The organism is Spirillospora sp. NPDC048824, from assembly GCF_043198455.1.
GTDB lineage: Bacteria > Actinomycetota > Actinomycetes > Streptosporangiales > Streptosporangiaceae > Spirillospora.
In genome coordinates this window covers 1-1,313 of the sequence record NZ_JBICUS010000068.1, presented here as the reverse complement: position 1 = coordinate 1,313, position 1,313 = coordinate 1, and the positions used below count along the sequence as shown (strand labels likewise).

At 71.4% G+C, this 1,313-nt stretch carries 1 protein-coding gene; it reads left to right on the top strand.

Annotation, left to right across the window (positions count from 1 at the left end; all coding sequences use genetic code 11):
* Positions 1–153 precede the first annotated feature (153 nt).
* Positions 154–1,263 (top strand): ISAs1 family transposase, encoded by a 1,110-nt coding sequence (locus ACGFIS_RS37540; protein ID WP_392974028.1) that lies wholly within the window; start codon positions 154–156, stop codon positions 1,261–1,263.
* The last annotated feature ends 50 nt before the right edge of the window (positions 1,264–1,313 follow it).

Sequence of the window (1,313 nt, the reverse complement as noted above, 5' to 3'; positions counted from 1 at the left end):
CAGGGATCCGGCAAGGTCGTGAAATGAGGGTGTGACCTGCGGGGTCGCTGGTCCGGTAGGCGGGTTTGGGGGTTCGCAAGTAGCGGGTGGGGCCCGCGCGGTTCGATGGAAGTTCTCACGCTCACCATCGCCGCTGACAGGACCCACCCGCCGATGACATTCTCCTGTGTTTCCGCCGCTCGTGGCCAGTACCTGCTTGATCTGCTCGCGCAGGTGCCCGATCCCCGTAAGCGACGGGGCCGGCGCCACACCCTGGCGGGCGTGCTCGCGGTGGGGATCGCGGCGGTGGTGGCCGGGTCGCGGTCGTTCGCCGCGATCGGGCAGTGGGCCGCCGATGCCGGTGACCAGGTGCTTGACGCGCTGGGCGCGACCCGCGGGCCGGCGGAGGAGTCGACGTTCCGGCGGGCGTTCGCCGCCCTGGATGCCGACAGGCTGGACGCGGTCCTGGGGGCCTGGCTGTGGACACGGGCCGCTCGCGTCGGTGACCGGCTGGTGATCGCGGTCGACGGCAAGACCGTCCGCGGCGCCAAGCGCAAGGGCGGGAAGGCGCCGCATCTGGTCGCGGCCCTGGCGCACGGCGCCGGTGCGGTACTCGGGCAGGTCGCGGTCGCTGCCGGATCGAACGAGATCCCCGCCGTCCGGGACCTGCTGCGGGCCTTCACCGACCTGGCCGGGGCAGTGATCACCATGGACGCCCTGCACACGCAGACCGGCACCGCCGAACTGGTCGTCGGCCGGGGTGCGGACTACGTGATGACGGTGAAGGGCAACATGCCCGGGCTGTACCGGCGGCTGAAGAGGCTGCCCTGGGCCGATGTCCCGGCGGCCTCGACGGTGACCACAGGCCGTGGCCGCCGGACCCGCCGCACGATCAAGGTCGCCTCCGCCCCGGCATGGACCGGGTTCACCGGCGCGGCCCAGGTCGCGCAGCTACGCAGGACCGTGACTCGGCGCGGGAAGAAGACGGTCGAGGTGGTCTACCTGGTCACCAGCGCCGACGGCCGGGCCGCCGACCCGGCGACCCTCGCGTCGTGGGTGAGAGGGCATTGGCTGATCGAGAACCGGCTGCACTGGGTCCGGGACGTCACCTACCAGGAGGACAAGTCGCTGGTCAGGACCGGGAACGCGCCCCGCGTGATGGCCACGCTGCGCAGCCTGGCGATCAGCCTGCTCCGCCTGGACGGGCACGACAACATCGCCGCTGCCAACCGGCACCACGCCCGCGACCCGCAACGCACCGTCACACTGCTCCAGACCACATGAACGACAACCCCAGGTCACACCCTCTTTTTTACGACTTTGCCGGGTCCCTG

Excerpts from the sequence above, each read along its gene's own strand:
- ACGFIS_RS37540 (WP_392974028.1), top strand. The coding sequence starts at position 154 with ATGACATTCTCCTGTGTTTCCGCCGCTCGTGGCCAGTACCTGCTTGAT.